Origin of the sequence: Solitalea koreensis (assembly GCF_900182575.1) — a bacterium.
Taxonomy (GTDB): Bacteria; Bacteroidota; Bacteroidia; order Sphingobacteriales; family Sphingobacteriaceae; genus Solitalea; species Solitalea koreensis.
Genome location: NZ_FXSZ01000002.1, coordinates 311,205 through 337,851, shown reverse-complemented (window position 1 = coordinate 337,851; position 26,647 = coordinate 311,205). Strand labels below are relative to the sequence as shown.

Genomic DNA, 26,647 nt, shown 5'->3' with positions numbered 1-26,647 from the left:
AATTATTCTACTGTCACTGATTTAGCAAGATTTCTAGGTTGATCAACGTTACAACCACGAAGCACGCCAGTGTAATAGGCAAACAATTGCAGTGGAATTACAGAAAGTAGGGGGGTAAGAATTTCATCAACTTCAGGGATTTCAATTACATGATCTGCCAAGTTTTTAACTGCATCATCTCCTTCAGTTACAATAGCTATTACTTTTCCTTTTCGTGCTTTTACTTCCTGGATATTTGATACAATCTTTTCGTAGGTGGCGTCTTTGGTAGCAATGAACATAACCGGCATTTCATCATCAATTAAAGCTATAGGGCCATGTTTCATTTCCGCTGCTGGATAACCTTCTGCATGGATATATGAAATCTCTTTCATTTTCAACGCCCCTTCAAGAGCAATTGGAAAGTTATAGCCGCGTCCTAAATAAATCATGCTTTTGGCATCCAAATACAAACTAGCTAAAGATTGTGCGATATAGCTATTGTCCAATATTTTTTGAACTTTTTTAGGAATACTATCTAATTCATTTAAGATACGACGGAAGCGTTCATTTTCCATCGTTCCTTTTTCTTTTGCAATTTGTAGCGCTATCAGGTATAAAACGGTTAACTGAGCAGTGAATGCTTTTGTGCTTGCTACTCCAATTTCAGCACCTGCATGTGTATAGGCTCCTGCATGAGATGTGCGAGGGATTGAAGATCCAACAACATTACAAATGCCTAAAATGATAGCGCCCATTTCTTTTGCTTTTTCAATAGCAACAAGTGTATCAGCGGTTTCACCCGATTGCGAAATAGCGATCACTACATCACCGTCGCGAATTACGGGATTGCGGTAGCGAAATTCTGAAGCATATTCAACTTCAACAGTAACACGACAAACTTCTTCGAAAAGATATTTTGCAACCATCCCAGCATGTAATGAAGTGCCACAAGCAATAATGATTATCCGTTTGGCATTTGCTAGCTGATCGACATATTCGCGGATGCCACCTACCTTCACCAGGCCTTTATTTGCCATTAATCTACCGCGCATACAATCAAAAATGGTAGTTGGTTGTTCAAAAATTTCTTTAAGCATGTAATGCTCAAAGTTGCCTTTTTCAATTGCGGCTAACTCAATATCAAGCTCTTTGATGTACGGTTCATGGATGTTGTTTTCAAGATCTGTAATGGTCAGTTTGTTGTCTCGGATAACTGCCATTTCATAATCTTTCAGGTAGATAACCTGATTTGTATATTCGACAATTGGAGTTGCATCAGATGCTAGGAAATACTCGTCTTTACCAACTCCAACAATCAATGGACTACTTTTGCGCGCTGCAATTAGGGTATTGGGATCATCTTGGGACATTACCACAATTGCGTATGCGCCAACGGCTCTGGTTAATGCAACTCGAACCGCATGCTCTAATGAACAGTTTAGGTTTTCTTTTATATCCTCAATAAAATGAATTAATACCTCGCTATCTGTATCACTTTCAAAAATATGACCCTTGCTTAGTAGCTCTTGCTTTAAAATGGAATAGTTTTCAATAATCCCATTGTGGATAATAGCTAATCGCTTGTCATGTGATGGGTGAGGGTGAGAATTCCGGTCGCTGGGTTCACCATGTGTGGCCCAACGTGTGTGGCCCATACCGATTGAGCTTACTATTGTTACATTTTGAGTTAATTCTTCCAGATTAATGACCTTTCCTTTTTTCTTTAGAATTGTAAGATCAGGATTCATAACAGCAATACCCGCACTATCATAACCACGGTATTCAAGGCGTTTTAAGCCATTTAATAAGATAGGTAAAGCCTGTTGGCGTCCAACGTAAGCAATGATTCCACACATGATAAGTAAAGTTTATTGATTGGTTAGTAAATGCAAAAAATCGATTTTAGTAAAAACAAAAATGTTAAATATTACCTGTTTTTTGCAACGTATAGTATGATTTTACAAGTTCTATGCCAGTAACTTGGATTCATTTTTTTGAAAAAATGAAGTTTTTTTTGCTTTTTTTAAAAGGTCAATATCTATACTAATTATTATTACTATTGTTTGGATTCAGAGGTTGTGAAAATCATAAAAATTTGACTTGTGGAATATTATATTAGAATTGATAATATTGAAGTCTATTTATGAAATGGAGTAAAGGAAAATAATGAAAGCCAATACTGTTGATTAGTATTAAAGTCATATTTGTTCGAATTACTACAATAAAAAAGCGAAGAATTATTTCCTCGCTTTTTTAATTATTAAAGTCAGATCGGCTTAACTAACTTCTTCTCGCTTTAAACCAAATTTCTCGATTTTACTGTAAAGATGGCTGCGCTGAATATCGATTTCATCAGCCGTTTTCGATACATTCCAATTGTTTTTCTCAAGCTTATGTTTAATGAACTCTTTTTCCATATGATCCTTAAACTCTTGAAATTTATTGAAACGTTCAAACTCAAACATTGTATCACCAATAACAACTGATTGAGATGGATGTGAATACATATATACATCACTATCGGTAATCATTTTATCGCTCATAATAATTAAGCGTTCAATCATGTTGTGTAACTCTCGGATATTACCTGTCCACTCCAATTGTTCAAGAGCTTTTACAGCTTCCGGAGTAATACGTTTCAATGGTATTCCATAATCAGAACAAATTTCTTCCAAGAAACTATTGGCAAGAATATTTATATCCGATTTACGATCCTTAAGAGGTGGAACATTAATAATGATTACGCTTAATCGATGATAAAGATCCAAACGGAAATTACCTTTATCAATTTCTTTTAGCAGATCTTTATTCGTTGCAGCAACTACTCGTACATCAACATCCAGTTCACGTTCTCCCCCAACTCTGGTGATTTTACTTTCTTGTAAGGCACGTAATACTTTTGCTTGAGCAGAAAGACTCATATCGCCTATCTCATCAAGAAATATGGTGCCTCCATTAGCTTGTTCGAACTTTCCAATGCGTTGTTTGATAGCAGATGTAAACGATCCTTTTTCATGACCGAATAACTCGCTTTCAATCAATTCGGATGGAATGGCAGCACAGTTAACTTCTATGATGGGGCCATTGGCTCTATGACTTTTCTCGTGCAACCAACGAGCAACTAATTCCTTACCGCTACCATTAGGGCCCGTAACTAAAACACGAGCTTCAGTAGTCGCTACACGCTCAACGGTTTCTTTAATTTTTTGAATTGCAGGAGATTGACCTAAAATTTCTCTGATTTTTGAAACTTTTTTCTTTAAAACTCTGGTTTCAATAGCTAATGCTCCTCGATCTAAAGCATTTCGAACAGTAATAAGGAGCCTATTCAGATCAGGTGGTTTAGAAATAAAGTCGAATGCACCTTTTCGGCTAGCTTCAACGGCGGTTTCTACTGTGCCATGACCTGAGATCATAATAAAAGGAAGATCGGGATTGCTTTGCTGGGAGCGCGTTAACACCTCCAATCCATCCATCTTATTCATTTTGATGTCGCATAGAACCAGATCATAGTTCCGCTTTGCGATCAGTTCCAATGCATCGATACCATTGTCGGTATCTTCCACATCGTAGTTCTCGTATTCGAGAATTTCGCGCAGCGTATTACGTATGCTCCGCTCATCATCAACTATTAGAATTTTAGCCATAATGAAAAATAAAAAAAAGCCTGCAACAATTCAAAATTATTACAAGCTTTTTATAAAAAATGCAAACGTGTAAGCCGGGTTCTGTTTCCTCCCGAAACAAGTTTAGGGACTATCTGTCATTTCTCTGGGATGAATGTCACCATTCACCTCTATCAACCTACCCTCCGGATTAGGCGAGCAGCCCTATAGCTCCGGTTTATTTGGTTTTTCAACTCCTGAGGTTTACCGCGATGCCGATTACGCGACAAAGCCGTGAGCTCTTACCTCACGTTTTCACCCTTACCTAATCCTGATAACTATCAGGATTAGGCGGTTTATTTTCTGTGGCACTTGCTGTCCCCGAGTATTCGGGTCCTTCCTGTTAGGAAGCAGGATGCTCTATGTTGCCCGGACTTTCCTCCCTGATTGCTCAGAGCGACAGACCAGTTTGCAATGCAAAAATACTAATTATAGACACTTTTTCAGATTCATTTCTACTTCTTCTATTGTATAAGCAGCAGTTTTATTGCCCCAAGAATTGGTAATGTAAGTTATGATTTCAGCTATTTCAATGGTTCCCAGGCCTTCATTGGCAGGCATTATTGATTGATAATCTTTACCATTAACCGTTACTTTTACGTTATTTATACCCTTTTTAATGATACATGAAAGTAGATCTTTGTTTTTTACAAGAAAATCTGCTTTAGCAAGAGGTGGTATAAGTTCTCCAAGACCTCTACCATCTTCCATATGACAACTTTGGCAATGCTTTTTGTAGAGATACATGCCCTCTGTATAGTACTGCTTTTCTTTAATCTCATTAGGATTGGAGCAAGAAGTGATTAGAATAATGAATGCCGAAATAGTAAATATTGAAAATATAATGCGGTTTTTCATAGCTATTGCTTTTTGTATTCAGCTAATAGTTTGTTCATATCGTCTATCATTTGTTTCACGGCATCCTCATTGGTGCCATCATAAACTCCACGAATGTGACGATCCTTATCAACTAAAAGGAATGCTCCGCTGTGAACAATACCTCCTGGCTGATTTTTATCTTCAATAGCTGAAACCATATAACTGTGCTCAGCAATTTCATAAAGTGAATCCTTGGTACCTGTTACAAAATCCCATTGCGTATCATCAACTCCTAACTTATGTGCATATTTTTTAAGTACAGAAACAGAATCGTGACGCGGGTCAATGCTATGAGAAAGGATACCTACTTCCGGATTTCCCTTGAATTGCTTGTATACCGTTAGCATATTCCTTTTCATGATGGGGCAAATGGTAGGGCAGGAGGTAAAGAAGAAATCGGCAACGTATATTTTGCCTTTAAAAGTATCGTTAGTAACAACCATACTATCCTGGTTAATAAAACGGAAAGGTTCAATTGTGTGGTAAACCGAATCAATTACTTGTTCTCCATTAATAGTTTTTGTAATGGCTTCACGACTACCCAGGATAGGTAATTTATCTTTTTTGGTACTGCAAGAAGAACTGAGTGTTAATATTGCCAGAAAAATGAAGAGTTTATTATTGTTTTTTAACATCATTTAAAACTTGATTTGCATTATTCAAACTGCTAGTAAATTGATCTTCGACCTTTTTAATGGTCATTTTATTATCTTCTAAATATTTCATGATTTGTTCATGTGATTTTCCTTCAAATGTAGGATCGAAATTATGCATCCAATCAGACATTGCATTATCAGCAGAATCTAATTGAGCAACTCCAGTTTGAATTTTTTCTCTTAACGCAGCAGTATCTAAATCAGTATTTACTTTTTTCAAACTATCCATTTTGGAAGCAAGCTGAAGCAATTGTCTTTTGGATTTAACAAGTTCTTCCGATTTAGGCATTAAATTATCATGCACCCCCATCATTTCAATAAACAGAGCTTTTTCCTGTTTTTGTTCTTCCATTTTTGAATTGGAACATGAAAGAGCAAAAAGCACGGAAAAGGTAATTAACAGAATCTTTTTCATGGTTATTTGATTAAATATTACAGCGATTTAAATTGTTCAAATATTGAATACCTCAATTATAGTTTATGAACAAAGGTATACATCAATTAATTAGAAATAAAACAAGAGGGGGAATTAAATTTGCCTGGTGACAAGTGCTTGTCAGTTTTGAAGATATAAAGTTTTGAAAAAACGTTTGGTAGATACAAAATATCTGCAAATAATAAAGCTTCTGAGTATTGCTCTGCAAAAATATGCTTTGCAATATTCAGAAGCCCAAAATTATACTTTATGATTACTATGCTAATAAAGTAGCTTTTGCTGCATCAAGTATTTTAAAAGCATCAACAGAAGTTGCCGCTTCAGCATAAACTCGTAGTACAGGTTCTGTTCCTGAAGGACGGATCATAACCCAACGGTCATCCCCTAAATGAAACTTATATCCATCCATGTCTTCGATACGCTCAACCGCATAAGAGTCAAATTTTGAATAAGTATTTGATTTGCAGGATTTAATAATCTCTTGCTTCTTGTTTTCAGTTAAGTGTAAGTCGTATCGTTCAACGGCAAATGAACCTACCTCATCATAAACTTCATAAATAAGTTCATTTAATGATTTTCCGGTTTTTGCCATGAATTCCCAAATGGTTAAACCAATCCATATACCGTCACGTTCGGGAATGTAGCCCGTGATAGCAATTCCACCCGATTCCTCTCCACCAGCAATAAACTCTCGACCTGAATTAACCATCAAATCACAAATGTATTTAAAACCAATTTTGGTAATGGTGTGAGGTAATTCGTAAAGTTTGCAGAGATCGGCAATCTTTTGAGTACAAGAGAAAGTTGTAATTACATCACCTTTTATATTTTTATATTTTACCAAATAATGGATCAACAAAAGGATGATATGGTGTGAATCAATGAATTCACCTTCAGAGTTATATAAGCCAATTCTGTCAGCATCGCCATCGGTTGCAAGACCTGAATCAATTTCGCCATCACTGAGTTTAATTAAATCTGAAAGTTCAGTGAGGTTTTTATGAATAGGTTCAGGAGCTTGTCCATCAAAACCTGGATTATACTCTGCATGCAAGAAGGAAATATCTGGAAATAATCGGCGCATTGCGTTTTGACCTGCACCATACATGGCATCATAAGCAAAGTTCATCCCTGAATTACGTATTGCTTCCATATCGAATTTTTCTTCAACATGTTTAACATACATATCTTCAAGGTTCACGAATTCAATTAACCCCGCTTGTTTATATTCTTCGATTGATTTAAGATCGAGTGTAATACGATCAGGAATCATGTTTTCTACCTGATCAATCAGATCAGGAGTAGCAGGTCCGCCGTAACTGGCTTTAATTTTATACCCGCTGTATTCAGGAGGGTTGTGACTCGCGGTAATGATGACACCCAGGTCAGCTTTTAACAAAACAGTTCCTAAAGAAACCATCGGAGTTGAAACGAAATCATTAGAAGCCAAATAAACTTTTATACCTGCATTCGCAAAAATCTGAGCAACAGTTTCGGAGAACATTTTCCCGGCAAAACGAGGATCGTTTCCAACTACCACAGAAGCTTGAGTTTTCTGTTCTTTTAACCAAAGAGACGTAGCATAGGCAACTCGTGTAACATTCTCAACTGTAAACTCTTTGGCAATTAGTGCACGCCATCCATCGGTACCAAACTTAATGTTTATCATATTTTAGAATTAAGTCCCGAAATTAGTGAAATAGTGAATAAAATATAATTATTTTAGCGAAATTTTAACTTGGTAGTAAGAGTATCTAATCTTTTTTAAAGGATGGATGATATATTTAGATTATTAAAAAATTTAAAAAAATAATGAAAGTATTAAAATTCGGAGGCACATCTGTAGGTAGTCCGGAACGCATGCGTAAGTTGATGGATATCATTAACAAAAATGAGCGTCAAATTGTAGTTTTATCAGCAGTATCGGGTACAACAAATAGTTTGGTTGAGATAAATGAAGCATACAAGAATGATTCATCTAAGGCTATTCAACTTATTGATAATCTGAAGTCTAAATACATTGTTTTTATTCAGGATTTATTTACAGTTCCTGAGTTTTTTGATAAAGCTCATGCTGTTGTTGATTCATATTTCGGTACGCTTATTTCATTCTCAAATGAACAAGGGTTTGCCGCTGCTCATGAGCGTATAATTTTGGCTCAAGGTGAATTAATTTCTACCAATTTGTTTCATCTTTATTTAATGCAAATTGGTGTTCCATCTGTACTATTGCCAGCATTAGAATTTATGAAGATCGATGAGGATGCAGAGCCCATTGTATCTTACATTACAGAAAAACTGATGCCGATGTTAGATGCACATCCTGAGGTAAACATTTTCATAACCCAAGGGTTTATTTGCCGCAATACTTTTGGTGAAGTTGATAATCTGAAACGCGGAGGTAGTGATTACACCGCATCTTTAATTGGTGCCGGAATCACTGCTGAAGAGGTTCAAATTTGGACGGATATTGATGGCATGCATAACAACGATCCTCGTATCGTTAAAAATACAAGCCCTATTGCCAAACTTTCATTTGAAGAAGCAGCAGAATTAGCGTATTTCGGAGCTAAAATTCTGCACCCTCAAAGTGTTTTGCCTGCTCAGAAATATAGAATTCCGGTTCGTTTGCTCAATACAATGGAACCTGAAGCGCATGGCACATTAATTAGTGCAGAGCGTAGTGAAGGTGAAATTAAAGCTGTTGCAGCAAAAGATGGCATCACTGCTATTAAAATCCAATCAAGTCGGATGTTGATGGCTTACGGTTTTTTACGTAAAGTATTTGAAATATTTGAGCGTTATAAAACTCCAATTGACATGATTACCACTTCTGAAGTAGCCGTATCATTGACTATTGATAAAACAGATTTTCTTAAAGAAATTATTGAAGAACTAACTGATTTTGGTTCGGTGGAAATCGATAAAGAATTAACAATCATCTGTATTGTAGGTGATTTTGTGTCATCAAAGGCAGGATATGCCGCAAAAGTTATTAATTCATTGAAAGAAATTCCATTGCGTATGATCGCTTACGGAGGAAGCAATAATAACATTTCTATTCTTGTTGATTCAAATTTTAAACACTCAGCGTTATTAGACCTCCACGAGGGACTTTTTAACTAATTAATTTAATTGTTTTATGATAAGTGAAGATGTTTCACCTATGACTTTATCTCAAATGTTTAATAGGGAACAAATTGAAAAATTTAATACTTTAAATACTCCCTTCTATTATTACGATATTTCATTATTAAGCAATACACTTACCGCGTGTACAACTGAAGCTAATAAATACGGCTTTCATGTGCATTATGCATTGAAGGCTAATTTTGATCAAAAAGTACTCGAAACTATCCGATCTTTTGGTATTGGTGCTGATTGTGTAAGCGGAGGAGAGGTGCGTAGAGCTGTTGAAGTTGGTTTTGAAAATAAGAAAATTGTATTTGCTGGTGTTGGAAAATCGGATGCTGAAATCAATTTTGCACTTGATCATGAGATATTATGCTTCAATGTAGAGTCGATTCAGGAACTGGAAGTGATTAACAAATTAGCTGGCTTAAAAGGTAAAAAAGCAAGTGTTGCTTTGCGTATCAACCCGAACGTAAATGCTTATACGCATAAATACATTACTACTGGTTTAGAAGAGAATAAATTCGGTATTAATCAATGGGAGTTTGAGAAAGTATTAGTAGCACTGAAATCATTGCAAAATGTGAATTGTATTGGTTTACATTTTCATATTGGTTCTCAAATTACTGATTTAAACGTTTTCAAAAGCCTTTGTATTAAAGTAAATGAAATTGTTAATTGGTTTCAAGAACGTCATTTAACTATCAAAGTGATTAATGTTGGAGGTGGGTTAGGAGTTGATTATTATAATCCTGACACGAATAAGGTTGCTGATTTCGAAACCTACTTTAAAATATTCGATCTATTTCTGGAACGTACAGCACAACAAGAAGTTCATTTTGAATTAGGCCGCGCATTAGTGGCTCAATCGGGAACATTGATTTCAAGAGTATTGTATGTTAAGCACGGACAGGTTACCAATTTTGCCATCCTGGATGCAGGTATGACCGAGTTGATGCGTCCGGCATTATACCAAGCTTATCATAAGATTGAAAATATTTCTTCTCAAGATCAAAATAGTGCTCGTTATGATGTAGTGGGCCCTATCTGCGAATCGACAGATTGTTTTGGTAAAGCGGTTGAATTACCTGAAACCAAACGTGGTGATTTAATTGCGATTCGTACAGCAGGTGCCTATGGTGAAGTAATGGCTTCCAATTACAACTTACGTGATCGTGTTAATGTTGTTTATTCAAAGTAATAACTAAAAACAAAAGCTCCGGATATCAGGAGCTTTTGTTTTTATTAGACGCCAAACTGTCTCAAATGGTGATCAAGATGCTTCCACATCAATGTATCCCATTCTTGTGAGGTTAGTTTGCCAAAAAATGGGTGAAGTGCTTTAGTTAATCCTGTTTCCCCTGATTTTCCAAAACTTTGAACCAGGCTAATTAATTTTTGCTTTTCTTCTTCAAAATTAGGCTGCGCTTTTACAATGAACCTTTTATCTGTAGGTAATTTTTTCTTAAATGGCTCAGGTCCTGTTAGTTGCTTTTTTACGATTCCTCCAAACAAAATTCCTAAAATTCCTCTTTTTAACTTTACTTCTCCAATGGCCACTTTCATCGGAACTTGAACGTGTGCTATCATTTGCGAAACATTCATTTTTCCCCATTGGGAATTAGATGTACCTGTAAGCTGATTAATACGATCAATCAGTTCCTTATTATCTGTTTGTTTAAATAAACTTTTCATAAATAGTAAAGTATAGGATGTTTTAGATGGTCTATGAGTTGATTATTATTCTCCGTAGAAATCTTCGATCGCCCCAAAGTAATAGTTGTCCCAGCCATAAAGCATATCATCTAATTCCCCGTCGGGAATATTGGTATGACGCAATTCTACAGAAGTACCATGTTTATCAGGGTGTAAAATGATGGTAACGATTGAATCTTCTTCCTGATCTCCAAAATACCATTTCTGAATAATTTTACGGTTTTCTTCAAACTCAAGGTTTTGGCCACAAATGCTTCCATCCCATAAAGAAAATTCGGATCCAGGTTCAGTGCTCATTTCTGCTGGTTCACCACTCCATAATTGAATTGTAATTGGGTTAGTGAGTGCGACGTATAATTCTTCAGGCGTAGCGTTAATTACGTAGTATTTCTTAATATTTTCCATGATTGATATGAAGTTGCGCGATGTAAGGATTTAACAAAGGTAGGATATTTATCACAGCCTTTAATTGCAAAAAGGCCCAAAATGGACCTTTTGCTAACAAAAAAATAGTTAATAATTATGCATTTACCATGTACATTTCTTCACGAAGTGCTTTAATGTTGGCATCACTAATGTATTCATCGTAAGTCATCAATTTATCGATAACACCGTTAGGAGTAATCTCGATGATGCGATTTGCTACGGTTTGCATAAACTCATGGTCATGCGAGTGGAACAAAATATTTCCTTTGAAATCTTTCAATGAATTATTGAATGCAGTAATTGATTCCAAATCAAGGTGATTAGTTGGTTCGTCCATTACAAGTACGTTGGCACTTTGTAACATCATTTTAGAAACCATACAACGCACTTTTTCTCCTCCAGAAAGCACTTTACAGCTTTTAAAAGTTTCCTCGCCGGTAAATAACATTTTACCCAGGAAACCACGGATGTAAGTTTCGTCTTTTTCTTTTGAATATTGACGCAACCAATCGATTAAGTTATAATCCGATTGAAATTCGTGTGAATTATCCAAAGGCAAATAAGCTTGTGTAGTTGTTACCCCCCATTTAAACTCGCCTGAATCAGCTTTTTTATTGCCCATTAATACTTCAAAGAAAGTGCTGATGGCCAAACTGTCTTTTGAAAGTACAGCAACCTTATCACCCTTGTTTACCATGAAGCTAATGTCAGAGAATAATGTGTTCCCTTCAACAGAAGCTGTAAGATGCTCCACTTGTAAAATTTGATCACCAACTTCACGTTCAGGTTTGAAAATGATAGCAGGATACTTACGGGTGGAAGGCTGAATATCATCCAATGTTAATTTTTCTAAAAGTTTTTTACGACTTGTAGCTTGTTTTGATTTAGAAGCATTGGCGCTAAAACGTTCAATAAACTCTTGTAATTCCTTACGTTTATCTTCGGTTTTCTTGTTTTGATCAGAACGCTGACGTAAAGCCAATTGACTTGATTCGTACCAGAAAGAGTAGTTGCCGGAGTATACCTTCAATTTACTGAAATCGATATCAGCAATATGAGTACAAACCGTATCAAGGAAGTGGCGATCGTGAGAAACAACAATTACAATATTTGGGAAATCAGCCAGAAAGTTTTCTAGCCAATTAATAGTTTCAACGTCCAAGTCGTTGGTAGGCTCATCCAGTAAAAGAATATCTGGATTACCAAATAAAGCTTGAGCTAACAATACACGAACTTTCTGAGTACCGTTTAGTTCGCTCATTAATTTAAAATGAAGGTCTTCAGAAATGCCTAAAGAGCCTAGTAATGAGGCTGCATCACTTTCAGCATTCCAACCTTGCATTTCAGCAAATTCAGCTTCCAGTTCTGAAGCACGGATGCCGTCTTCTTCGGTGAAGTCTTCTTTTGCGTAAATAATATCTTTTTCATTGATGATATCGAACAACCTTTTGTTGCCCATCAACACCGTTTGCAACACTTGAACTTCATCAAATTCAAAGTGATTCTGTTTCAGCACAGACATACGCTCACCTGGTGTAATATGCACTGATCCTGTAGTCGATTCGATCTCGCCAGAGAGAATTTTTAAAAACGTGGATTTGCCGGCACCGTTTGCACCGATCACTCCATAGCAATTTCCTTGCGTAAATTTAACGTTAACCTCTTCAAATAATACTCTTTTACCGTATTTGAGGGACAAATTAGAGACTGTAATCATGGCGCAAAGATGCTAATTTTCAGTGAGAAAACCTTTGAATTTATTTTTGATAAAAAGCAGTTTATTGATTTTTTAATAATTGCGGTACATTAGGTATCATTGCATTAAAAAAAAACTTATTAAAATGACAGAGATTGGCGCTGATTTACCTCAACAAATAAATAATATTCCTGAAAACGAATTACATCTGGTACCTTCCTCTACACGATTGCTTAATCATATAGTTGATTCATTAGTAGGTGGTTTGCTAATCAATATTGTAATGAAATTATTTCATCTTGATTTTAAATTAGACGGACCAATAAACAATTACCAGGATATGATGCCTTTAATAAAGTTTGATTTATTAGGCATGGGGATAATGTTCATTTATTATATGGTTACTGAATCATTAACTGGTCAAACATTTGGTAAAGTAATAACTAAAACAAGAGTTGTAGATGATTACGGTCATAAACCAACCCCTTTTAGAGTTTTGATTCGCACTTTGTGTCGTTTTATTCCTTTGGAGGCTATTTCATTTTTATTCAGTCCAATTGGCTGGCATGATTCAATTTCGAAAACTTACGTTGTGAAAAATAAGAGTTAGGTGAGAGGCTTTAGAAGGACGGAACCATCACCTAAAGCCTATTTAATTCCAATAAAAACAGGGACTAATGCATTTTTAGGGTCAAAACTGGATTGAGGGTACACTTCAAAATCAAAACAATAAGAACGAACTACGTCAGAATTCCAGATTTTAATCCAGGTATCAATAATGCAATCAGGCATCTTTCCATGCGCAACAAATTCAGCATAGTTTGCTGCAGGAATGTTTAACGCAATTAAATCTTCAGAAACTTTGATTAAATTTTCTACACGACAACCAATAGCGAAATGATACGGTTTGGTAAAGTCACCTTCGTAATTAAAATAAAGACCTAAAACGTCATCGTCCATTCGGCCCTTTATTTTATCAATCCAGTTTTCTTTAAAAAACTTATCCCAAAGTGCAGCAATATCAACGTCCGCTGTAGTGTTTGAAGTACGAATGCTTAATCCCACAAAATTGAACGCGGGAAAATTTGTTAAGATATATTCATAGTGACTGCTCATATAACGATGAGATTCATAGGGTAAACAGGTAGAAATATAAATGTGTTCTCTGCATCTTCGTTATTAGTTCACGGCAAACTAAATATAAACAGCAGACGCAGAGATCTCAAAAAACTTTATTTGAAAGCATTTTCTCCGGTAATATCCATTCCTGTAATTAGCAAGTGAATATCGTGTGTGCCTTCATAGGTTACTACAGATTCAAGATTCATCATGTGACGCATGATCGGATATTCACCTGTAATTCCCATTCCACCGAGCATTTGACGTGCCTCCCGTGAAATATTCAAAGCTGTTTCAACGTTGTTACGTTTAGCCATCGAAATTTGTGCCGCACTTGCGCGGTTTTCATTTTTCAATGTGCCTAAACGCCAGTTTAATAACTGACCCTTTGTTATTTCCGTAATCATTTCGGCCAATTTTTTCTGTTGTAATTGGAAGCCTGCAATTGGTCTGTCGAACTGAATACGTTGTTTCGAATAGCGTAAAGCCGTATCATAGCAATCCATTGCTGCACCTAAAGCTCCCCATGCAATTCCATAACGAGCCTGGTTCAAACATCCCAATGGACCTTTGATTCCTTTTACATTAGGAAAGATATTTTCTTTAGGAACTTTAACGTTATCAAACACTAATTCACCGGTAGCTGAAGCACGGAGTGACCATTTATTGTGTGTTTCAGGAGTTGTAAAACCTTCCATTCCTCGCTCAACAACCATGCCTCTAATTACACCTTCTTCATCCTTTGCCCATACAACGGCAATGTCTGCGAAAGGGGCATTGGAAATCCACATTTTGGCACCATTAAGCAAGTAATGTTCTCCATTATCTTTGATATTGGTAACCATTCCACTTGGATTTGAACCATAATCCGGCTCAGTTAACCCAAAGCAGCCCATAAACTCGCCACTTGCTAATTTGGGAAGATACTTTTTACGTTGTTCTTCTGAACCATATGCATAAATGGGATACATTACCAATGATCCTTGAACCGAAGCTGTTGAACGAATTCCTGAATCACCACGTTCAAGTTCTTGCATAATGATTCCGTAGGAAATATAATCCATGCCACCACCACCATATTCAACAGGAATCGTTGGACCAAATGCACCTATTGCACCCAATCCATTTATAATTTGTTTTGGAAATTCTGCTCTTTGAGCATAGTCTTCAATGATTGGAGAAATTTCTTTTTTAACAAAGTCACGTACAGCGCTTCGAACCAGCTTATGCTCTTCTGTTAATAGTTCATCTAAAAGGTAATAGTCAGGCGATTCGTATAAATCCTGTCTGCCTGATTTTTTTACTTGATGCTCAGCTGTAATATTCGACATAGTTGAAGAGTATTTTTATCAAAAGTATAAAATTGAGTCAACTTTTATTGAATGTTGTAGGAGGAAAGTTTTTTCATTAAGTATTATTAAGTTCTTGATGAACAGATTTTAGCTGTTAAATCAGTTTTAACGATGAGCAAATGAACCATAATGGTTATTCCTTATTTTAAGTGATGGTCACTAACATGATTTTTTAATGTATTTTGCACCAAAAAAAATAATTCTAGTTTCCTGATATTGTTTCAATAATGAAGACATTTAAATTATTCTCTTTTAATATAGAACGGAAGATAGCCGGAGTGCTGGTGTTTTTAGTGCTGGGCTTTATTATTCGTTTGACAATAATTTATTCGGGAACAAAAAAAATCGATAAGAGTGCTTATTGGGTTGAATATAATTATGAAAGCATTAAGCAGGTAAATGAAATCAACTCATTGATTGCTGACAGCAAAAATATTACAAGAGAATATTTACTGTTGGGGGATGGTTCATATAAACAACGGTTGTTACTTGTTCACCAGCAGCTTAATAATAAGATTAAACAATTACAAGTTCGGGTACATTATGATTCGGTACAATTAAAGGCGATTAATACAATATTGTTTTTAGTAACAAAAAGGGAAAAAGCTCAATTACAATTGTTCGAGAGTTATAGGAGCCAAGAAAGCATTAAGCATTTTTTCGATGAGTCGGCGTTAACTAAATCGCAAATCAATGATTCATTTAAAACGATTATAAAGCAACAAAATACTTTGTTATTGCAATCTCAAATTGCAAATAAGAATGAAAGAAAACAGGATACTTTTGGAACATTTGCCGCTGCGTGTGTTTTTTTTCTTTTAATAATTGGACTTGTTGTACGGATTAACTATTCAATAATTCATAAAAGACGCATAGAAGAACAATTGCTTGAAAGTGAATATAAATATCGTTCTCTGATTGAAAACGTAGGATCTGTTTTTCACACTACAGATCGGGAAGGTAATTTTACTTTTACAAGCGGAAAAGCGACTTCGTTAGTGGGTTATACGCAGCAGGAGTTGCTTGGCATGAATTATAAAGAGCTGGTGGATCCCGAATGGATTGAAAAGGTAGCCTGCAACTACATCAATCAGGTCGAAAATATGTTGCATGAGACTGTAGTAGAGTTTCCAATTATTACTAAAAGTGGGGAGCGTAAATGGGTAGAACAGGTTTCCGTATTCTTATCAGCTAGCAAACCAGGGGATGGTTTCCTGAATGTAGTGAAAGATATAACTGAGAAAAAAAATATTCAACTAAATCTTGAAGAATCAGAACAAAAGTTAAAAGAAAACCAATATCTTTTGCAGGCTATAATTGACCATTCACCCTCACTTGTGTACGTAAAGGATTTAGAAGGTCGATACCTTTTGATTAATAAAAGCTTTAGAAAGTTATTTGATACATTAGGTATTAAGCATGATATTTTGGGTAAAACTGATTTTGATTTTTTTCCGATTGAGGAAGCAGTCCGAATTCAGAAAGAAGACAAAATGGTGTTTAGTACTGAACAGACCTTAACATTTGAGCGCGATATTGTACGTGATCAGACCATTCATTTCCTAATAGTAAAAGCACCCTTACGAAATTTGGAGGGAGATATATTTGGTGTTGGCGGTATTGCCACCGATATTACAGAGATTATCCAAAATCGGGGAGAGTTGATTGAAGCTAGGAAGATTGCCGAAAATGCCAGTAAAATGCAGGAACAGTTTCTGGCCAATGTAAGTCATGAAATGCGCACCCCTTTGAATGGTATTTTGGGTATGGATCGCTTGCTGCTTGAAACTTCATTGACTGAAGAGCAGCATGAATTCGCCTCGACGATTGAAAAATCTTCCAATAATTTATTGGCGATAATTAATGACCTTTTGGATTTTAGTAAAATAAATGCAGGTAAGCTAGTCTTTGAAAGAATGGATTTTGACCTGTTTGAATTACTGAAAAATGTGCAGATTAGTTTTGGCCACAATCTGAAGAATTCAACAGTTGATCTGAAGTTTAACATCGATAAAACAATTCCCAGGGTTTTAGTAGGCGACCCCTTTCGTTTAAATCAGGTATTAATAAATTTGATAGGTAATGCAATTAAGTTTACTAAAGAAGGAAGAGTTGAAGTAGATGTGACCTTGAAAAATAGCGATGATTTCACGATAATACTGTTGATTGCCGTTTCGGATACTGGTATAGGTATTCCTGAAAAAGAAATAATTCACATTTTTGATCCATTTATCCAGGCTAAGAATGATATCTCTCGTAAATATGGCGGCTCAGGGCTTGGATTGACGATTTGTAAACAATTACTTGAAATGCAAGGTGGGGAAATTTTTGTATCAAGTAAAGAAGGAAAAGGTTCAGTATTTAGCTTCGCACTTCCCTTGGACATTGGTAGAGAAACGGTTGAAACATTACAGAATGAAGAAACTGTTAATAGTGCCGGTATTTTTGAAGGTAAAAGGTTCTTGCTGGTAGAAGATAATGATATTAATCAAAAATTGGTTATCACCTTATTACAACGGGTAGGTGCTCTGGTAGTCTTAGCTCAAACAGGTAAAGAAGCTATCCATTTTATACAATCCTCCGATGATCATTACGATCTGATCCTTATGGATTTGCAAATGCCTGAAATGGATGGCTTTAGTACAGCATTGTATATACGGAAAGTGTTGAAGTTAAATACTCCAATAATCGCCATGACAGCATCGGCCCTGAAGGGTGAAAAAGAAAAATGCTTACAATTTGGTATGGATGATTACCTTTCCAAGCCATTTGATTTTAATGTTTTTTATAATAAAATGGCCAAAAGAATAGGTGGTGATGGTATTTATGTAGAGAATGCAAAAAAAACGCAACCTGATGAAAGAATTTACAGTTTAAGTCGCTTAGAGGAGTTGGATGATAAGGAATATTTAATAGGGGTGATAAATCACTATTTGCAAAGCATTCCTGTGTTGCTCATACAAATTAAAGATGGCATTCAGCAATCAAACTGGGAGATCGTTTATCAAACTTCTCATAAAGCTAAAAGTCCGGTAGGTTTGTTTCAGGCAAATACTCTACTTGATAAACTACATCAAATTGAAATAAACGCTCGTAATGGAGCCGACAGAGATAAGTGTAATCAATGGATTGAAGAAGCAATTCAAATACATGCAATAATGAAAGATCTTTTGTATGTTGATTTAACAAGAATTGAGAATTCCGTTTAAAGTTTTATTTAATTATTGCATTTTATTGATAAAGATTTATGATTATTCTGGTGGCAGATGATGAGCCAATAATGTTGAAAACGATTGAGTTTTGTCTTAAAAAAGATGGATATACCGTTGTTACAGCGCAAGATGGACGGGAAGCACTTAATAAACTGAATGAGATTCAGCCCGATTTGGTGATTACTGACATGATGATGCCTTACGCCTCTGGTCTTGAGGTTATTGGAAAGGTAAAAGAACTTTATGCTGAGAAAATTCCTATTATAATGTTATCTGCTATGGGCCAGGAGAATGTAGTGATAGAGGCTTTTCAACTTGGTGCTGATGATTACATTACTAAACCGTTTAGTTTAGGTGAATTGTCAGTAAGGGTGAAGAGGTTAATAGGTAATCTTGTACATCAATAATACAATACAGCTAATTACGAACTGCTTATTGATGTAATTGATGTAAATGATAATTGGAAAAAATACGCCATTTTCTATTAATGTAGGGAGCATTGAACTAGCAATTATAATTTTTGCATTATTGCTTGTTGCTGGGGTATGTTTCATGCTGCTTTATCTACTATTTGTTAATTTTCAAGAGCATCGTAAAAGCCTACAAAAAGAATATATTGAGCAATTTATAAGCACAATTGTTTTTTGGGAAGGGGGTGAAATTGCAATTCCTGCCAAGGTTAGTAAAATGCTGCGATATTCATATTTTCGCCAATTTATTACCGATGAATTATTAAGGGCAAAAAGGGACCTTTCAGGCATTACCGGTGATAATTTGCGGCATTTATATGAACAGTTAGCCTTGAATGAAGATTCGGTTGATAAACTCAACAGTTTTTTATGGCATTATAAAGTTCAAGGGATTCATGAATTAGCCATAATGGAACAAGGAACAGAACTGGAGCAAATACATCTGCTTACTACTGACAGAAATGAATTTGTAAGAAAAGAGGCCCAAATTGCGGTAGTGAAATTAAGTGGTTTTGAAGGTTTACGTTTTTTGGATGCTATTCCTTATTCTTTATCCAACTGGCAGCAAATCAATTTAATTGCGCAATTGTCGGGAGTACCAGCTATGAATTTTACCGGCATTGAAAAATGGCTTCAGTCTTCAAATGAGTCGGTTGTGGTTTTTGCCTTAAAGTTGTCAGGAATGTATCAGCGGTTAGAGTTACGTCAGACTGTGGCGCAATGCCTTGTTCATCCTAGCATGCAGGTAAGGATGGAGGCTGTTAAATGTTTTCAACATATATACGATGAAACTACGGCGGCTTTACTCATTCAAAAATATCATCAAGGAAATAAACAATATCAATTAACCTCTCTTCATGTTTTATTTGCAATAGGTGGAACAACAGATGTTCCTTTTCTTTTAAGCCAATTCAAGGCAGAAGATCATTCCATTAAATTGGCAGCAGCTCGAATATTAGCTAAATACCATGGATTCTCCTTACTGGAAGCCTTCGTAAATTCAGGCCTGACAAACAATCGTCGCCCTTTTTGCGAATGGCTTAGCCCAAAAGAATCTCAAACACATTCTGACGTATATCCATGGTATGATATAATTCAACAAATTAAAAGTGAACAGACTACATGAGTTGGAGAGAAATTATATTCTACTTTTTCACTTACGGTATTTTAATTTATTCAATTCTACTAATATCATTTTACCTTTTCATCGGTTTATATTCAATTGGTGAAACGCGGAAATACATTAGAAAAAACAAGAATACTGATTATCGTCTTTTAGCCGTATCATCACAGGCTCCTAGTATTAGTATTTTAGCACCTGCCTATAATGAAGGTGTTACTGTGGTCGATAATGTACGTTCACTTTTATCTATTCATTATAATAATCTGGAAGTAATAATAATTAATGATGGTAGCAAAGATGATAGTCTTGAAAAACTGATCAAGGCATATGACCTTTATAAAACGGAGTATTTTGTTCACGAACAGATAGCCACCAAAAGGGTGAGGGGCGTTTATAAGAGCCGGAACCCTATATATCGAAAATTAGTAGTTGTTGATAAGGAAAACGGAGGAAAGGCCGATGCATTAAATGTAGGTCTCAATATAGCTAATCACGATTATATAGTCTGCATAGATGTAGATTGTATTTTGGAACAAGATGCTTTGTTAAAAATGGCCAAGCCATTCTTGGAAGATAATGACAATAAACGTGTAATAGCTACAGGGGGAGTGGTGCGTATTGCCAACAGCTGTATAATAGAAAGTGGACGGTTAGTGAAGGCTCATTTGCCCAAGAAATTCCTACCGCGCGTACAAACCTTAGAGTATATTCGTGCTTTTTTGTTGGGCCGTATGGCCTGGAGTCGTTTAAATGGCTTGTTATTGATTTCGGGAGCTTTTGGTGCGTTTGATAAAGAAATTGTTATTAAGAGTGGAGGTTACAATCATAATACAGTCGGTGAGGATATGGAGCTTGTTGTCCGTATGCGTCGTTATATGGAAATGCGCAAACTTCCTTATAAGATAACCTATATTCCAGATCCTTTATGTTGGACGGAAGCTCCCGATACTTATAAAATATTGGGACGGCAACGTAACCGTTGGGCAAGAGGAACAATTGAAACATTATGGCTTCATCGTGCCATTTTTTTTAATCCTAAATATGGGTTATTAGGTATGCTTAGTTACCCATATTGGTTCTTTTTTGAATATCTTGCACCAATTATAGAGGCCATAGGCTTCATTGTTTTTTTGGTGTTCGCCTATTTAGGGATTATTAATTGGCCCTTCTTCTTTTTAATACTGGGGTTTATCTTGCTTTTTGGGTTCACATATTCGGTATTTGCTATACTGATGGAAGTGATGACGTATAATCAGTATAAAAGGTATTCTGATATTTTAAGGTTGGTAATTACAGCCTTTCTTGAGCCTTTTCTTTTTCACCCTTTTGTAGTTTGGTCATCAATTCAAGGCAATATCGATTTAGTCAGGAGAAAGAATACCTGGGGAGAAATGACCCGTACTGGTTTTGCCGGTGACGCTGAAGTTAAAATTGAGAATAATTTACCGAAAGAAATTCTGTATAAACTTAATCATGCAACTGTTGTTTTCGCCAGTTTTTCATTAGTATGGTTATTCATACTATTTGCATTAAGTACCTATGAATTTATTTTTAATGGACTAGAGCATCAGTTTCCTGAGCAAATTCAGATAACGCTTTTGCAGGTTTTGGGTAATGATGTTCTTTATTGGTTGAAAATCAGTAGTGGTTTGTATGTGCTTTTTACAGCAATCAGTTTTTTCTCTTCTCATATAGCAAAAAGGATATATGTGGTTACTGCTATTGTGCTTACTGTTACTCAAATAGCATTGATCAATTATTTTAGTACCGCACTGGTTCCTTTGGGTGCCGATCTATACGGCTATTCTATAAAAGATATAAAGCAAACACTCGGGGCTTCCGGAGGCGTAAACAATATAATATTAGCAGGTATATTGTTGGGAATAATTATGCTATGGCTTGCATTTAAATTGTTACCATCAAAAATAAAGCTACATCCTTTAGTTGCTGTTGTATTACCACTGCTTTCTTTTGGAGCTCTTTTCTCAAGTTTTACGCCTGATAAAATGCTGTTTAAATCTGAATATGTAAATAATCTGGTATTGAATAAATCTGATTTCTTCTTTAAGGAATCGTTTTTATACTTTTTTCCGAATGAGCCGGCTCAAAAGGTTACGCCTAGTGAGGGGGACTTATTCGCGGCTGTTGATCCACAATATCCCTTTTTACATAAAGAAAATACTTCAGATGTTTTGACGCCTTTCTTTTCATTAATGGCTGAAAAACCAAATGTTGTTATTGTGTTAGTTGAAGGATTAGGTCGTGCTTTTACTAATGAAGGTGCCTACTTAGGTAATTTCACTCCGTTTGTTGATTCACTGGCGGTAAAAAGCTTGTATTGGAAGAACTTTTTAAGTAGTGGCGGTAGAACCTTTGCCGTGCTTCCATCTATGATGGGATCGTTGCCGTTTTTAAAAAATGGTTTTCTAGAAATGGGAGAACAAATGCCTTCACATTTGTCATTATTGAGTCTGCTGAAGTTAAATGGATACAGAACTTCCTTCTACTATGGCGGTGATTCCAAATTCGATAACATGAATATCTTTTTGAAGAAAAATGCCATTGATGAAATTAACGATGAAGGAACATTTCCGGTAGGATATACGAAGCTGCCGAAGAAAAATGGTTATTCATGGGGCTATAACGATAAAGAATTGTTCAGATGTTATCTAGATACGAGAAATCAAATGGATAGTCAGCCGCAGTTAAGCGTTTTATTGACTGTAGCTACCCATAGTCCTTTCATGACTAATGAGCAGGAAAAGTATCTTAAACGATTTGAACAACGCATGAACGAACTTAGGTTTGATGATGCTAAAAAGAACATTTCACGGAATTATAAAGATCAGTATGCAAGTATTCTCTATGCTGATGATGCCCTCAGGGGATTCTTTAATCGTTATTCGAAAAGAGCAGATTTTAAGAATACTATCTTTTTGATAACCGGCGACCATCGTATGCCTGAGATTCCGATGAATACAAAATTAGATCGTTATCATGTGCCATTAATTATTTATTCCCCGTTGCTAAAACGTACTGCAACGTTTAATTCTGTATCAACACATTTTGATATTGCTCCAAGTTTGCTTGCTTTTCTGCATCAACATTATGGTTTGAAAAAACCTTCATTAGTTACTTGGATAGGGAATGGGTTGGATACTGCTCGTGAATTCAGAAATATTCATACCTATCCTTTGATGCAAACCAAAAATAGTATTGAGGATTTTGTAATGGGTGAATACCACTTAAATGGAAATTCCTTGTTTAAGGTTTATCCAACAATGGATGAAGAACTAATCGAAGATCAGGAAGAAGCTAATCGAATAAAAGCCACTTTTGGTCAGTTTAAAGTGCGAAATGAGAAAATGATTAAGGGCGCAAAAAATCTCCCTGATTCTTTATATAAAAAATATTTTCCGGTTAATTAAAATCTTCTTTGGTAACCTAGGCTTAAGTTGTATTGGTTGCCTTTAGTGTTTAGCTGGTATTCTTGTTGTTGCCAGTTAAAGTTAATTGATAATATATTCATACGGTTAAAAGATTGATTGTAACCGGATGATAAACTATAGGCTTTGAGTACCTTGTTTGAATTGATTAAAACATTGTTGCTTTCATCAGGGGATAAACCTGCTCCAGCGCCAAAACTTACATAGTCATCGGCACCACCATAGTAATATCTGATATTCGCTGAATAAGATACTGAAACCTTATTCAGGTCCGGGATTAAATAGGTTCGAGCCGTGAATAAATAATTCTTGTAGTATTTTCCTGCTGATAAGGTATATATCCAAGTGGCATCCTTGAAATACAAGAAGCGGAAACCTGCTTCTGCTTCAAAGCTTTTAGGTAAATTGGCATATAATGAAAAGCCGGTACGATAGTGTGGAAACACACCAACATTACTTGAATAACCAGCATTTACATAGCAATAAAAGGTTTTTGACAAGTGTGGGTATAAATCGGTTTCGAACTGAATGCCATTGCTGCTGAATCGATTTGCATAATTTACGCGGGCCACAACTGATCCCATGTCTGTTTGGCGACTATAATTTAAGCTCAGCATATTCCAGGGAAGGTCAAATTGTTTGTCAAATTTTACATAATCATAACTTACACCTATTTTGTTTTTACTGCTGTTGTCTTTAATAATTTGACTCATTGCGCGTACATCCGGATTTTGGGGCGCTAATTTTGCTAATTTTTCAACCGTTGAGTGCGCATCTTGATACCTTTTTAAACTGTTAAGGATTTTAGATTTTAATAATAACAGGTCAGTTGATTCCGGGTGATAACTTAAGCCTGTGTCGCAATAATTTAATGCTTTATCTACATGGTCATTCCAGTACTCCAGGCTTGCCCTGGCTAATAATGCATCTTCATTACCTGCTTCATTTTTCAATACATAATCAAAAACCATTCGTGCACTATCCAGTTTATCCGTCCATGTGTATAATCGTCCCATGAAAATCCGAATATCGGAATAATCCGGACTCTTTATTAAAGCTTGTTTACAGATCGTTATTGCTTTAGGGTAGTTCTTCTGTTCAAAAGCCGTTTGTCTGGCTTTAGAAAAGAGTTCATCAGATGAAAGATCTTGTGCATAAAGAAAAACAGGTGAAATGAAGATAGAAATACAAAAAATGGAGCGGATAAAAAAAGGAGATAAGGAATTTTTGATCATGCAAATAAATTGTAAGGCGCTAAAATAAAGATAATTCGGCAATAAATGATGCAACATGCTCATAGAGAGTTTTGTACATTGTAAACATTTTTTTGGTATTAGGCATGGGCTTTTTTTAAACCTTTTTTTGCATGTACCCTCCGTTAATAAACCTAGATACGAGAGTAAATAATACTGCATTAATGGATTTGGGGTATCTTTGGTATGATTCTCATGTTTCTTATTTTCATTTTCATATTAATAGATTAATATTCCCAAAGCCGTTTACATATGTCATACCAAAAGATTAATAAAATTTCACTAAATGGATTGGAAGTTTTTGCTCAACACGGCTTTTATGTTGAAGAACAACTGATTGGTGGTAAGTTTGTTATTGATATTGAAGTTGAAACCGATTTTGCTGATGCTGCAAAAACAGACCAAATTACTGGAACTGTTAATTATGAGCACCTGTTCGAAATTGTGACTACAGAAATGCGTGTGCCTTCAAAATTACTCGAACATGTAGCGCAGCGGATCATTGATCGTGTTATTGCATTAACTGTAAAGATCAACAAAGTTAGTCTTATTATTAAAAAAATAAACCCACCCTTTGCTGCAAAAATTGCTAATTCTTCCATAACAATTGAATATACCAAGCCCGGACATGTATTATAAGTATAATAAGATTACGACTGCGGTTCTTGAAAAATTTAAAATTCTACTTGGTGAAGAGAACGTTTTTGTAGATCAGGAAACGCTTAGTCATTACGCTAAAGATCAAACGGAAGATCTATATTTTATGCCGGAAGCAGTTTTAAAGCCTATTAATGCTATTCAGGTTTCATCTGTTTTAAAAATATGTACCTCTGAAAGTATACCAGTAACACCTCGAGGAGCCGGAACAGGACTTAGTGGAGGTGCTCTTCCGATTTTTGGAGGGGTGAGTTTGTCTCTGGAACGCATGAACCACATCATTGATATAGACGTAAATAGTTTGCAGGCAACGGTTGAACCTGGCGTTATAACCGAAGTTTTAATAAATGTTGTTGAGCAACTAGGCTTGCGTTATCCGGTTGACCCGGGTAGCAAAGGCTCATGTTTTATTGGGGGAAATGTTGCACATGGTTCAGGAGGTCCAAGAGTTGTAAAATATGGTACTATCCGGGAATATATTTTAAATCTACAAGTAGTATTACCTAATGGGGAAATTATTTGGACAGGGGCAAACACGCTAAAATATGCATCAGGTTATAATCTTACTCAATTAATGATTGGAAGCGAGGGTACGCTGGGTATAATTACGCAAATAGTGGTTAAACTTATACCCCAACCCAAGCATGACTTGGTAATGATGGCCTCTTTTCCTTCTGCAAGCAAAGCGTGCGGAGCCGTATCCGCAATTTTTAGAGCTGGAATAACACCGTCAGCACTTGAATTTATGGAACGATCGGGGGTGGAATGGGTGACGAAATTTGATAATATTAAGTTCGAAGTTAAAGATGGAATAGAAGCTTATTTGCTAATTGAGGTGGATGGAAATGATTTGATTCAATTGCACAGTGAATGCATGCAAATCAGCGAGGTGCTTGAGCGGTTTGGTTGTTCTGATCTACTGTTGGGTGAATCTAGCCGTGAAAAAGAAGAGTTATGGAGCATTCGTCGTAAACTTCCTTTATCAGTGAAAGCGAATTCCGTTTATCGGGAAGAAGATACCGTGGTTCCACGCGCCGAACTGCCTGTTTTATTGCAAAAAATTAAAGAGGTGGGAGATAGATACGGATTTCAGTCTATTTGTTATGGACATGCAGGCGATGGTAACTTACATGTCAACATTATAAAGGCATCATTGAGTGATGACGATTGGCATAATCAGCTTCCTTTAGCCATTCGTGAAATATTTGAAACAACCATTGCCTTAGGTGGAACGCTCTCTGGTGAACATGGTATTGGTTACATACAAAAACAATTCATGGATATTAAATTTAAACCTGTTCATCTTGAACTAATGAGAGGAATTAAGCACCTTTTCGATCCTTTAAATATTCTTAATCCCGGAAAAATTACGCCATAGGAGTTTATACTCAAGCTTAAAATGAGATGCATTCGGAAATAATGGCATT

General features: G+C 35.9%; 21 protein-coding genes and 1 other RNA gene. 9 read left to right on the top strand and 13 right to left on the bottom strand.

The genetic code is table 11. The annotated features are described in order from the left end of the window. Positions 1–2 precede the first annotated feature (2 nt). The 7 genes from glmS to FN756_RS04535 all read right to left on the bottom strand — a co-directional run bounded on the left by glmS (position 3) and on the right by FN756_RS04535 (position 7,287). On the bottom strand, positions 3–1,838 hold the full coding sequence (gene glmS, locus FN756_RS04565; protein ID WP_142601866.1) for a glutamine--fructose-6-phosphate transaminase (isomerizing): 1,836 nt from the start codon (positions 1,836–1,838) through the stop codon (positions 3–5). A 420-nt stretch (positions 1,839–2,258) separates the two neighbouring features. Further along, positions 2,259–3,629 (bottom strand): sigma-54-dependent transcriptional regulator, encoded by a 1,371-nt coding sequence (locus FN756_RS04560; protein ID WP_142601864.1) that lies wholly within the window; start codon positions 3,627–3,629, stop codon positions 2,259–2,261. A 54-nt stretch (positions 3,630–3,683) separates the two neighbouring features. Beyond that, positions 3,684–4,063, bottom strand: an RNA gene (gene rnpB / locus FN756_RS04555) — RNase P RNA component class A. Between the two features lie 13 nt (positions 4,064–4,076). Beyond that, positions 4,077–4,505: a c-type cytochrome gene (locus FN756_RS04550; RefSeq protein WP_142601863.1), complete on the bottom strand. Its 429-nt coding sequence runs from the start codon at positions 4,503–4,505 to the stop codon at positions 4,077–4,079. Positions 4,506–4,507: 2 nt separating this feature from the next. After that, positions 4,508–5,164, bottom strand: a complete 657-nt coding sequence (locus FN756_RS04545; protein WP_221929013.1) for an SCO family protein — start codon at positions 5,162–5,164, stop codon at positions 4,508–4,510. Further along, complete coding sequence (locus FN756_RS04540) at positions 5,145–5,597, bottom strand: hypothetical protein (protein WP_142601861.1); 453 nt, start codon at positions 5,595–5,597, stop codon at positions 5,145–5,147. The genes FN756_RS04545 and FN756_RS04540 overlap by 20 nt, the downstream gene beginning before the upstream one ends. Before the next feature lie 277 nt (positions 5,598–5,874). Continuing rightward, positions 5,875–7,287, bottom strand: a complete 1,413-nt coding sequence (locus FN756_RS04535) for a phosphohexomutase domain-containing protein (RefSeq protein WP_142601860.1) — start codon at positions 7,285–7,287, stop codon at positions 5,875–5,877. 143 nt (positions 7,288–7,430) lie between these two features. Between FN756_RS04535 and FN756_RS04530 the strand changes: the two genes are divergently transcribed. Next, on the top strand, positions 7,431–8,744 hold the full coding sequence (locus FN756_RS04530; protein ID WP_142601858.1) for an aspartate kinase: 1,314 nt from the start codon (positions 7,431–7,433) through the stop codon (positions 8,742–8,744). A 55-nt stretch (positions 8,745–8,799) separates the two neighbouring features. Further along, the gene (gene lysA, locus FN756_RS04525) at positions 8,800–9,951 is read left to right on the top strand and encodes a diaminopimelate decarboxylase (protein WP_142602190.1); all 1,152 of its coding nucleotides are present in this window, start codon (positions 8,800–8,802) and stop codon (positions 9,949–9,951) included. A 44-nt stretch (positions 9,952–9,995) separates the two neighbouring features. Here the strand turns inward: lysA and FN756_RS04520 are convergent, their stop codons facing one another. The 3 genes from FN756_RS04520 to FN756_RS04510 all read right to left on the bottom strand — a co-directional run bounded on the left by FN756_RS04520 (position 9,996) and on the right by FN756_RS04510 (position 12,609). Beyond that, positions 9,996–10,445 carry a DUF1569 domain-containing protein gene (locus FN756_RS04520; protein WP_142601856.1) on the bottom strand — a complete coding sequence of 150 codons (450 nt, stop codon included), beginning with the start codon at positions 10,443–10,445 and terminating at the stop codon, positions 9,996–9,998. A 45-nt stretch (positions 10,446–10,490) separates the two neighbouring features. Next, the gene (locus FN756_RS04515; RefSeq protein WP_142601855.1) at positions 10,491–10,871 is read right to left on the bottom strand and encodes an SRPBCC domain-containing protein; all 381 of its coding nucleotides are present in this window, start codon (positions 10,869–10,871) and stop codon (positions 10,491–10,493) included. A 115-nt stretch (positions 10,872–10,986) separates the two neighbouring features. Beyond that, a complete protein-coding gene (locus tag FN756_RS04510) occupies positions 10,987–12,609 on the bottom strand; it encodes an ABC-F family ATP-binding cassette domain-containing protein (RefSeq protein ID WP_142601853.1) in 1,623 nt (540 codons plus the stop codon). 124 nt (positions 12,610–12,733) lie between these two features. Here FN756_RS04510 and FN756_RS04505 point away from each other — a divergent pair, with 124 nt between their 5' ends. Next, the gene (locus FN756_RS04505) at positions 12,734–13,198 is read left to right on the top strand and encodes an RDD family protein (RefSeq protein ID WP_142601852.1); all 465 of its coding nucleotides are present in this window, start codon (positions 12,734–12,736) and stop codon (positions 13,196–13,198) included. A gap of 38 nt (positions 13,199–13,236) precedes the next feature. Here the strand turns inward: FN756_RS04505 and FN756_RS04500 are convergent, their stop codons facing one another. Further along, positions 13,237–13,704, bottom strand: a complete 468-nt coding sequence (locus tag FN756_RS04500) for a GyrI-like domain-containing protein (protein ID WP_142601850.1) — start codon at positions 13,702–13,704, stop codon at positions 13,237–13,239. Positions 13,705–13,820: 116 nt separating this feature from the next. Further along, positions 13,821–15,038: an acyl-CoA dehydrogenase family protein gene (locus tag FN756_RS04495; RefSeq protein WP_142601848.1), complete on the bottom strand. Its 1,218-nt coding sequence runs from the start codon at positions 15,036–15,038 to the stop codon at positions 13,821–13,823. Positions 15,039–15,286: 248 nt separating this feature from the next. Here FN756_RS04495 and FN756_RS04490 point away from each other — a divergent pair, with 248 nt between their 5' ends. The 4 genes from FN756_RS04490 to FN756_RS14555 are packed head-to-tail and all read left to right on the top strand — an operon-like array spanning position 15,287 to position 23,292. Continuing rightward, positions 15,287–18,268: a PAS domain S-box protein gene (locus FN756_RS04490; RefSeq protein ID WP_142601846.1), complete on the top strand. Its 2,982-nt coding sequence runs from the start codon at positions 15,287–15,289 to the stop codon at positions 18,266–18,268. A gap of 38 nt (positions 18,269–18,306) precedes the next feature. Continuing rightward, a complete protein-coding gene (locus FN756_RS04485; protein ID WP_142601844.1) occupies positions 18,307–18,678 on the top strand; it encodes a response regulator transcription factor in 372 nt (123 codons plus the stop codon). Between the two features lie 46 nt (positions 18,679–18,724). Next, the gene (locus FN756_RS04480; RefSeq protein ID WP_142601843.1) at positions 18,725–19,867 is read left to right on the top strand and encodes a HEAT repeat domain-containing protein; all 1,143 of its coding nucleotides are present in this window, start codon (positions 18,725–18,727) and stop codon (positions 19,865–19,867) included. Next, complete coding sequence (locus FN756_RS14555; protein ID WP_221929012.1) at positions 19,864–23,292, top strand: sulfatase-like hydrolase/transferase; 3,429 nt, start codon at positions 19,864–19,866, stop codon at positions 23,290–23,292. The genes FN756_RS04480 and FN756_RS14555 overlap by 4 nt, the downstream gene beginning before the upstream one ends. On the opposite strand, the gene FN756_RS04470 is transcribed toward FN756_RS14555, so the two are convergent. Then, positions 23,289–24,545, bottom strand: a complete 1,257-nt coding sequence (locus FN756_RS04470) for a YaiO family outer membrane beta-barrel protein (protein ID WP_142601841.1) — start codon at positions 24,543–24,545, stop codon at positions 23,289–23,291. The two genes, FN756_RS14555 and FN756_RS04470, sit on opposite strands and share 4 nt — an antisense overlap. Positions 24,546–24,815: 270 nt before the next feature. Between FN756_RS04470 and folB the strand changes: the two genes are divergently transcribed. Both folB and FN756_RS04460 read left to right on the top strand, forming a co-directional pair. Further along, the gene (gene folB, locus FN756_RS04465; RefSeq protein ID WP_142601839.1) at positions 24,816–25,202 is read left to right on the top strand and encodes a dihydroneopterin aldolase; all 387 of its coding nucleotides are present in this window, start codon (positions 24,816–24,818) and stop codon (positions 25,200–25,202) included. After that, a complete protein-coding gene (locus FN756_RS04460) occupies positions 25,192–26,598 on the top strand; it encodes an FAD-binding oxidoreductase (RefSeq protein WP_142601837.1) in 1,407 nt (468 codons plus the stop codon). Before folB ends, FN756_RS04460 begins: the two co-directional genes overlap by 11 nt. Positions 26,599–26,647: the final 49 nt, after the last annotated feature.

Excerpts from the sequence above, each read along its gene's own strand:
- FN756_RS04460 (WP_142601837.1), top strand. The coding sequence starts at position 25,192 with ATGTATTATAAGTATAATAAGATTACGACTGCGGTTCTTGAAAAATTT.
- FN756_RS04560 (WP_142601864.1), bottom strand. The coding sequence starts at position 3,629 with ATGGCTAAAATTCTAATAGTTGATGATGAGCGGAGCATACGTAATACG.
- FN756_RS04530 (WP_142601858.1), top strand. The coding sequence starts at position 7,431 with ATGAAAGTATTAAAATTCGGAGGCACATCTGTAGGTAGTCCGGAACGC.
- FN756_RS04470 (WP_142601841.1), bottom strand. The coding sequence starts at position 24,545 with ATGATCAAAAATTCCTTATCTCCTTTTTTTATCCGCTCCATTTTTTGT.
- FN756_RS04505 (WP_142601852.1), top strand. The coding sequence starts at position 12,734 with ATGACAGAGATTGGCGCTGATTTACCTCAACAAATAAATAATATTCCT.
- FN756_RS04535 (WP_142601860.1), bottom strand. The coding sequence starts at position 7,287 with ATGATAAACATTAAGTTTGGTACCGATGGATGGCGTGCACTAATTGCC.
- folB (WP_142601839.1), top strand. The coding sequence starts at position 24,816 with ATGTCATACCAAAAGATTAATAAAATTTCACTAAATGGATTGGAAGTT.
- FN756_RS04495 (WP_142601848.1), bottom strand. The coding sequence starts at position 15,038 with ATGTCGAATATTACAGCTGAGCATCAAGTAAAAAAATCAGGCAGACAG.
- FN756_RS04540 (WP_142601861.1), bottom strand. The coding sequence starts at position 5,597 with ATGAAAAAGATTCTGTTAATTACCTTTTCCGTGCTTTTTGCTCTTTCA.
- FN756_RS04500 (WP_142601850.1), bottom strand. The coding sequence starts at position 13,704 with ATGAGCAGTCACTATGAATATATCTTAACAAATTTTCCCGCGTTCAAT.
- FN756_RS04485 (WP_142601844.1), top strand. The coding sequence starts at position 18,307 with ATGATTATTCTGGTGGCAGATGATGAGCCAATAATGTTGAAAACGATT.
- glmS (WP_142601866.1), bottom strand. The coding sequence starts at position 1,838 with ATGTGTGGAATCATTGCTTACGTTGGACGCCAACAGGCTTTACCTATC.
- FN756_RS04520 (WP_142601856.1), bottom strand. The coding sequence starts at position 10,445 with ATGAAAAGTTTATTTAAACAAACAGATAATAAGGAACTGATTGATCGT.
- FN756_RS04550 (WP_142601863.1), bottom strand. The coding sequence starts at position 4,505 with ATGAAAAACCGCATTATATTTTCAATATTTACTATTTCGGCATTCATT.
- FN756_RS04490 (WP_142601846.1), top strand. The coding sequence starts at position 15,287 with ATGAAGACATTTAAATTATTCTCTTTTAATATAGAACGGAAGATAGCC.
- FN756_RS04510 (WP_142601853.1), bottom strand. The coding sequence starts at position 12,609 with ATGATTACAGTCTCTAATTTGTCCCTCAAATACGGTAAAAGAGTATTA.
- FN756_RS04480 (WP_142601843.1), top strand. The coding sequence starts at position 18,725 with ATGATAATTGGAAAAAATACGCCATTTTCTATTAATGTAGGGAGCATT.
- FN756_RS04545 (WP_221929013.1), bottom strand. The coding sequence starts at position 5,164 with ATGATGTTAAAAAACAATAATAAACTCTTCATTTTTCTGGCAATATTA.
- FN756_RS14555 (WP_221929012.1), top strand. The coding sequence starts at position 19,864 with ATGAGTTGGAGAGAAATTATATTCTACTTTTTCACTTACGGTATTTTA.
- lysA (WP_142602190.1), top strand. The coding sequence starts at position 8,800 with ATGTTTAATAGGGAACAAATTGAAAAATTTAATACTTTAAATACTCCC.
- FN756_RS04515 (WP_142601855.1), bottom strand. The coding sequence starts at position 10,871 with ATGGAAAATATTAAGAAATACTACGTAATTAACGCTACGCCTGAAGAA.